This is a genomic window from Bradyrhizobium sp., assembly GCF_049512235.1.
GTDB lineage: Bacteria > Pseudomonadota > Alphaproteobacteria > Rhizobiales > Xanthobacteraceae > Bradyrhizobium.
Genome location: NZ_JBEKXH010000304.1, coordinates 1 through 7987, shown reverse-complemented (window position 1 = coordinate 7987; position 7987 = coordinate 1). Strand labels below are relative to the sequence as shown.

At 61.9% G+C, this 7987-nt stretch carries 5 protein-coding genes and 2 pseudogenes; 5 read left to right on the top strand and 2 right to left on the bottom strand.

Translation table 11 applies throughout. From position 1 onward, the window contains the following. From ABSG20_RS24045 to ABSG20_RS24025, 5 genes and pseudogenes are all read left to right on the top strand, one after another. Positions 1-1186: acetolactate synthase large subunit (locus ABSG20_RS24045; protein ID WP_423866998.1), on the top strand; the 1186-nt coding region annotated here is incomplete at its 5' end. Between the two features lie 93 nt (positions 1187-1279). Then, positions 1280-2452, top strand: a complete 1173-nt coding sequence (locus tag ABSG20_RS24040; protein WP_423866997.1) for an iron-containing alcohol dehydrogenase — start codon at positions 1280-1282, stop codon at positions 2450-2452. 53 nt (positions 2453-2505) lie between these two features. Next, positions 2506-3195, top strand: a complete 690-nt coding sequence (locus ABSG20_RS24035) for a poly(R)-hydroxyalkanoic acid synthase subunit PhaE (protein ID WP_423866996.1) — start codon at positions 2506-2508, stop codon at positions 3193-3195. 19 nt (positions 3196-3214) lie between these two features. Further along, positions 3215-4003, top strand: a pseudogene (locus tag ABSG20_RS24030) (alpha/beta fold hydrolase); the annotation flags it as partial. Next, positions 4003-5951 (top strand): annotated as a pseudogene (locus ABSG20_RS24025) (acyl CoA:acetate/3-ketoacid CoA transferase). The pseudogenes ABSG20_RS24030 and ABSG20_RS24025, both read left to right, overlap by 1 nt. Positions 5952-6086: 135 nt before the next feature. Here the strand turns inward: ABSG20_RS24025 and ABSG20_RS24020 are convergent. Both ABSG20_RS24020 and ABSG20_RS24015 read right to left on the bottom strand, forming a co-directional pair. Further along, positions 6087-7034 (bottom strand): ABC transporter permease, encoded by a 948-nt coding sequence (locus ABSG20_RS24020; protein WP_423866995.1) that lies wholly within the window; start codon positions 7032-7034, stop codon positions 6087-6089. Further along, a complete protein-coding gene (locus tag ABSG20_RS24015) occupies positions 7031-7972 on the bottom strand; it encodes an ABC transporter permease (RefSeq protein WP_423866999.1) in 942 nt (313 codons plus the stop codon). The genes ABSG20_RS24020 and ABSG20_RS24015 overlap by 4 nt, the downstream gene beginning before the upstream one ends. Positions 7973-7987 lie beyond the last annotated feature (15 nt).

Here is a 7987-nt window from a genome sequence, read left to right as displayed (position 1 = left end):
GCCCGAGGACGTGGCGGGAGAAGCGTGTGAGGAAGTTGCGATGGTTGCGCAGCATCCGATCGAGATTCCGGTCGCGCACCGCGCGGCGCTGGACCGCGCCGCCGAGATGATCCTGCAAGCCAAGCGGCCGTTGATCATGCTTGGCGCCGCGGCGTCGCGTCCGCGCAGCACGGCAGGCATTGGCGGCTTTGTGCGCCGCACGAAGATTCCGTACTTCAACACGCAGATGGGCAAGGGTACCGTTCCGGGCGGCAGCAATCTGTATATGGGCACCGCCGCGCTCAGCGAGCGCGACTATGTGCATGAGGCTGTGGACCGGGCCGACCTGATCATTGCCATCGGCCATGACACCGTCGAGAAGCCTCCTTTCATCATGGGTCCGAAGGGCCCCCAGGTGATCCATGTCAGCTATATGCCCGCCAATGTCGAACTGGTCTACTTTCCGCAGTGCGAGGTGGTCGGAGACGTCGGTCCGAGTCTTGAATTGCTGGCCGACCGCGTCGAAGGGCGACTGCATAATGCCGGCGCATTGCTGAGCCTTCGCGAAGGCATCCTCAGTCGTATCGCCGACCGCGCCACCGAGGATCGCTGGCCGCCCACCCCGCAACGCATTGTGCATGACGTGCGAAGGGTCATTCCCGAGGACGGCATCGTCGCCTTGGATAACGGGATGTACAAGATCTGGTTTGCGCGAAACTATCGCACCTACGTGGCGAATACGCTGCTGCTTGACAACGCGCTTGCGACCATGGGCGCCGGCCTGCCATCGGCGATGATGGCCGCGATGCTTTATCCGGAACGCCGGGTAATGGCGGTGTGTGGCGACGGCGGCTTCATGATGAATTCGCAGGAAATGGAAACCGCGGTTCGCCTCAAGCTCAATCTCGTCGTGCTGATCCTGGAAGATTCGGCCTACGGCATGATCCGCTGGAAGCAGGCCGTGGATAATTTTCCAGATTTCGGCCTGACATTCGGCAACCCGGATTTCGTCAAATACGCCGATAGCTATGGTGCAAGAGGTTCACGGGTCGAAAGCACCGACGATCTGATTCCGGCGCTGGAACGGGCTTTCAAAAGCGGCGGGGTGCACCTGGTCGCGGTTCCCATCGATTACACCGAAAATACCCGCGTGCTGATCGATGAACTCCGCGAGAAGTTGAAGACGGTCGACGAACCGGCGACGTGAGGGTTGGGGGTAACGTAAGTCGAGAAGCGACGATCGCGAAACCGAAATTGCATCAGGAATGGAAACGCCACACCAGATCAGGAGTGATAGCCGATGAAGTCTTTTACATTCCAGGCGCCGCCGAATATTCTGTTCGAGGCCGGCGCATCGAAAAAGCTGGCTGAACTGGTTTCCGGATATGGTGCAACGCGCGTCCTTCTCGTCACCGACAAGGGTGTGCGCAAAGCGGGCCTGACCGCGGCTGCCGAACAAGGACTGGTTGCGAATGGATGTGAACTGACAGTGTTTGACGGCGTGGAGGCGGACCCGCCGTCGCACGTCGTCGAGCGGGCGATCGCCCTGTGCCGCGATGGGGCGGTCGAGCTGGTCGCCTCGATCGGAGGCGGTAGCGCGCTCGATACCGCGAAGCTCGTGGCCTATCTCGCCAAGACCCCCGACCGCCTCGACGATATCTACGGCGTCGGTCTTGCCAGGGGTGAGCGTCTTCCGCTGCTGCTGGTGCCGACGACGGCCGGCACCGGCTCGGAAGTGACGCCGATAGCGATCGTCACGACGCCCACGACGGAAAAGAAAGGCGTCGTCTCGCCTCGATTGCTGCCGGACTGGGCGATCCTCGATCCGGAGTTGACGCTTGGCTTGCCCGCGCACGTCACCGCTGCGACCGGCATCGACGCCATGGTGCACGCGATCGAGGCCTATACCAGCCGGCACAAGAAGAATCCGATGTCGGATCAGCTGGCGCGGCAGGCCCTGGCGCTGCTGTCGGCGAATGTGCGTGCGGTCTGCGCAGACGGCTCGAATCTTGAAGCGCGGTCGCAGATGCTGCTGGGGTCCATGCTGGCCGGCATGGCCTTCGCCAATGCCCCGGTTGCAGCGGTTCATGCGCTGGCCTATCCGATCGGTGCGATATTCCACGTGCCGCATGGTTTGTCGAACGCCCTGGTGCTGACCCAGGTGCTCCGGTTTAACTTGCCGGAAGCGGAAGCGCTCTATGCCGAGCTCGCGCCGATCGTTGACCCCAAATCGCAAGCCATGGGTGTCAGCCAGCGGGCACGGCTTTTCGTCGACGCGATCGCCGCGATCTGCAGAGACTGCAACGTGCCGGCTTCGCTCGCCGACGTCGGCATTGCGAGGAGCGACCTGAAGAAGCTTGCCGAGGATGCGATGAAACAGACGCGGCTTCTCGTCAACAATCCGCGGGAAGTAAATTTCGAAGATGCGCTGGCGATCTATACCGAAGCCTTCGGGAACAGAGCAGCCGCCTGACCCGGCGACGCATGAAATTTGACCTTGGCTGAAGTCGCAGTGCGAGGAGGACGATGAGCGAGCAAGACAAATCGCCAGCCGCTGCCCCGGATCATGCGCTGGAATGGGCAAGGCTGTGGCAAACCATGGCGGAGTCCTCGAATCGCCTGGTTGAGGCGTGGTCAGGTTCCATGGCGCCGTTCATGCTGGCTCGGATCTCGGAGAAGCCGGTCGGTTTTGGCGATGGCAACGAGTTATCGGCGACCATCGAGCGAATGGCGCAGGGGCCGCAGCTTGCCGATGCCTGGGACATCGACCGCAAGCTGGCGTTGGCCGTTGCCGCCTGGATCGAGATGCGCCAGCGTCTGGCGAGCTATAGTGCGGTGGCTTCCGCGCCCTGGACCGAGGCTTCGAAGCGATTTGTTGAAGCGATGTCCGCGACCGGCGCGAGCGAGGCGCCGGGTCCGGATTGGCGCGAGGCATTTGCCAAATGGAGCGAAATCTCCAAGCAGGAACTAATTCGGAACCAGCGGGCCGACGACTTTCTGAAGGCACAAAAGGAGCTGCTTCAGGCCGGGCTGCAGTTGCGAAGCCGGCAGGACGACGTCGCCGATTCTGTTGCGGCGATGCTCGGTCTGCCGACGCGCAAGGATTTCGACGAGGTGACCCGACAATTGACCGAGCTGCGGCGCGAGGTCCGTGCGCTTGAACGTCCGATGCAGGCCAAAGGTGCGGAATCTAAAGGTGCGGAAAATGCCGAATAGGGCGTCATCCGGCGGCACTCGAACCGAACGGTGGCTCACCATCGACGACTATGTGGACGATTACATCGATGCCGCGGTCGATCGTATCTGCCGCGAAACCGGCCACGACAGGGTGACGCTTCTGGGGATCTGCGAGCGTGGGGTCTTCACCACCTGCTATGCGGCGCTTCATCCGGACAAGGTCAAGAACCTGGTCCTGACCATCACGCCGTTTGATTTCCACGCTGACATCAAGGACACGGCGGCGCATCATGGCCTCCTGAATATCTGGACGCGGAGCCTCGATCCGGAGGACATCGACAAGCTCGTGGATACCTATGGGGTGTTGGCGGGTGAGTTCATGAGCTCGGTATTTTCGATGATGACACCGATGCGCTCGCTGACGAAATACAATGTCGACCTCATCGATGTGGTCGACGATGGGGCCAAATTCATGAATTTTCTTCGGATGAAAAACTGGCTCGCGGACCGGCCACATCATCCCGGCGAGGCCGCCAAACCGTGGCTTAAGCAGCTCTATCAGGACAACCGCCTGGCCGATGGCAGCTTTACCCTATCGGGCCGTCAGGTCGACCTCAAAGCCATCACCGCGCCGGTTCTGAACGTGTTCGCGCTGGACGATCACATCATTCCGCCAGACTGCTCGCGCGCGCTTGGTGCGAAGATCGGAAGCGACGATTACACGGAGATTGCTCTGCCGGGCGGGCATGTCGGACTCTTCGTCTCCAGCAAGTCGCAGGGTAAACTCAGCCAAAGCATCGCCGATTGGCTGGTCGCCCGCGACGCCACTTCCAGGGGCAAAACCTGATGCGTAACAAGGTCGTCGATGCCGCGGAGGCGGTTGCCATCATCCGTTCCGGAGATACCGTTGCCTCATCGGGCTTCGTAGGGGTTGGAACGCCCGACGAAATCATCAAGGCGCTGGAGTGGCGGTTCGTTCAGACCGGGGAGCCCCGCGACCTCACGCTGGTATTCGCTGCTGCACCGGGCGACGGCGCCGATCGCGGCCTCAATCGTCTGGCCCATCCTGGGCTCATCAAGCGCCTGATCGGCGGACATTTTGGCCTGGTGCCGAAACTGGCGCGAATGGCGGTCGACAATCTTGTTGAGGCGTACAATCTGCCGCTTGGATGCGTTTCGCATCTATTTCGCGAGATCGCGGGACGCAAGGCCGGCCTGCTTTCAAAGGTTGGTTTGGGAACCTTTGTCGATCCAGCCAATGGCGGAGGAAAGTTGAATGAGCGTACCATCGAAGATCTGGTGCGCCTGCTGGAGATCGATGGCGAGCCGTGGCTCTTCTACAAGGCATTTCCGATCAATGTCGCGATCATCCGCGGGACGACCGCAGACCGGAACGGCAACATCTCGATGGAAAAGGAGGCCCTGACGCTTGACAATCTGGCGCTCGCGACCGCCGCCAAGAACTGCAAGGGGTTTGTCATTGCACAGGTCGAGCGCATCGCGGCATCCGGTTCGCTCAATCCACGGCACGTGAAGATACCCAGCGTCCTGATTGATTGCGTCGTCATTGCGCAGCCGGAAAATCATGCCCAGACCTATGCCACCGGCTACAACGGCGCATTCTCGGGCGAGTTGCGCGCGCCCACCGACCGAAATGTCCCGCTGCCGCTGGATGACCGCAAGATCATCGCGCGCCGGTGTGCGCTAGAACTGCCGATGGGCGGTGTAGTCAATCTCGGTATCGGCATGCCCGAAGGGGTTGCTTCGGTCGCTGCGGAAGAGAAGCTGTTCATTATGTGACCTTGACCGCTGAGCCCGGCATCATCGGCGGCATCCCCCAGGGCGGTCTTGATTTCGGTGCCGCGATCAATGCCGAATCCATCCTCGACCAGAATCAGATGTTTGACTTCTATGACGGCGGCGGGCTGGATCTGGCGTGCCTCGGCATGGCTCAGGTCGATGGCCGCGGCGATGTCAACGTCAGCCTGTTCAACGGGCGTCTCGCTGGCGCCGGCGGGTTTATCAACATATCGCAGAATGCGCGTCGGTTGATGTTCGCGGGCACGTTCACATCCGGCGGTCTCAAGACCGCCATCGTGGATGGCCTGCTGAAGATCGTCAATGAAGGAAAGGCGCCGAAATTTGTCGACAGGGTCGACCAAATCACGTTTTCGGGACGGCTTGCCGTCAGCAACGCACAGCCGGTTCTCTACGTGACCGAACGATGCGTGTTCAGGTTGGTTGCGGAAGGTCTCGAACTGATTGAGATTGCACCAGGTATCGATATCGAGCGGGACATTCTTGCCCTGATGGGATTTCGGCCTGTGATCCAGTCGCCGAAAGCCATGGATGCGTCACTGTTCAGGGATGGGCTGATGCAGCTTGATGACAGGCTTCTCTACCGTCCATTGACTGAACGGCTCATTTTCGATGAGAGACGCAACACGCTGTTTCTGGGCCTTGACGGCTACCGGGTCCACAAGCTCTGCGATATCGAGGCGATACGCGAAGCCGTATTTGAGATCTTCGCTCGCGTAGGGCATCGCTTTTCCGCGATCATCAACTACGACTCGTCTGATATCGCGCCGGACATGGCCGCTGGTTGGTTTTCGATGGCAGCCGACGTGGAGCGGACATGTTATGATCATGTCTCCCGCTACACGACGAGCGCGTTCATGCGTCTTAAGCTTGGCGACGCTTTGTCTCGCCGCGACGTCGGGGCGCATATTTTCGAAACCTCGGCCGATGCTCACCGGCATGTAGCCGAGTCAACGCAAGTATCCATACCGTTCTGAACTGCGGTCGCGCGCCAGCGCTGATCGCAAATGAGCAGATCGAGGTTGTCACGAAATTTCTCGGCGCAAATGCCCCCGGGCGTTTGCGATCCTCACGAGGCGGTGCGGGGCTGGTGGCGGTGGACGCGAGCGGCGTCATGACGTGCGCTCGCCTCCGGCGGCGGTGATGACGGCGACGATGATGAGACCGGTGAGCAGCAGACGGACCCCGGCGCTGACGCCAAATGTATTGAGCATGGTGAGCAGCAGCACCAAAAACAGCGCTGCGCCCCAGAGGCCTGGAACATTCGCCTTGCCGCCGGCGACCGAGGTGCCGCCGATCACCACCACGGCGATGGAAGCCAGCAGGTATTCGTTGCCGATGTCGACATTGGCGCCGCGGAAATAGCCGGCCAGCAATGCGCCATCCAGACCGCCGAGCGCGCCTGACAGGGCGTAGGTGGCAAAGCGCACCCACCCGACCCTGATTCCGGCGAGCCGCGCCGCCCGCATATTCTGCCCGATGGCGAGGACGGACCGGCCGAAGACCGTGCGCTGCAGCGCGACGCCGGCGCCGATCGTGAAAAGCACCGTGAGAATGGCGAGGATCGGAATGCCCTGCAGCTGGATGTTGGTGAAATCCGCGAAGCCGGGCGGCGGCTTGATCTGGAGGCCGCGACCGTAGCTGATGTCGATCGATTGAATGATAAAGCTGGCCGACAGCGTCGCGATGATCGGCGGAATGCGCAGCGCCCAGATCAATAGATAGTTGACGGCCCCGATGGCGAGCCCGCAACAGAGCGCGGCGAGCAGACCGACCGCGACGCGGCCATCGTCGCCGGCCATCACCGTCATCGCCACCGCGCTGGCGAGCCCGATATTGGCCGGCAAAGACAGATCGACATTGCCCGGCCCGAGCGTGATGACGAACATCTGGCCGACCCCGACCACCACCGTGAACACCGCGAGCGAAAGCGCTGCGGTGAGCATGCCTCCCGCGCCATAGCCATGGGTGAAGAAGATGGCCGCCAACCAGACCGCCAGCGCGCCGACGAATGACCAGATCCAGGGTCTGACAAAAACCTTGCCGACTGCTGCCCTCATCGCTCGGCTTCCTTTCGGCTGATCAGCACGCGGGCGGCGAGGACGACGATGAGAATGGCGCCATTGGCTGCGACCTGCCAATCCGGCGGAATATGCATGAAGGTGAGGAGCGGTGAGGCGGCGAGCGCCAGCGTCAACGCGCCGATTACCGCGCCGACCGGCGAGACACGACCACCGACAAATTCGCCGCCGCCGAGGATGACGCCGGCGATCGACAGCAAGGTGTAGCCGTTGCCGATATTGGCATCGGCGGAGGTGGTGATGCCGATCAGAGCGAGACCCGATAGCACGCCGAACAGGCCGGTGCACGCGAACAACGCCATCTTGGCCTTGAGCAGCGACCAGCCGGCACGGCCAATGGCGACCGCGTTGCCGCCGGAGCCGCGCAGGATCGCGCCATACGATGTGCGCATCAGACCGACATAGGCAACCAAGGCGATCACCAGCGCGGCCAGGATCGGAAATGGAACGAAGGGCGGCTTGACGCCCATCGTCGCCAGCAACCAGCCCGGCGCTTTGCCGCCGGGTTTCGGCAACAGCAGGATGGCGAGACCCTGCCAGACGAAGCTCATGCCGAGCGTCACGACGATCGAGGGTAGATTGCGCAGATAAATCAGCGCGCCCAGTGCGGCGTAGGCGGCGATGCAGCCGAGCAGCATGGCAATTCCGAAGAGCGGCGTCTCGCGCAGCCAGGTAGCCGTGACACAGCCGACGAAGCCGACGAAGGCCCCGATCGACAAATCGAGGTCGTTGCCGGCGATGACGAACATCTGGGCGATCGTCGCGAGCGCAATCGGGATCGCAAGATTGAGCATCAGCGTGAAGCCGAAATAGCTGATCGCGCGCGGATTGAGCCAGGCGATCGCGGCCAGCACCAAAGCCAGCGACAACGCCGGCAGCAGCGCGCGCAACAGGCGCGGTTCCCTGAGCTTGCCGATGGCGCGCGACGCCGG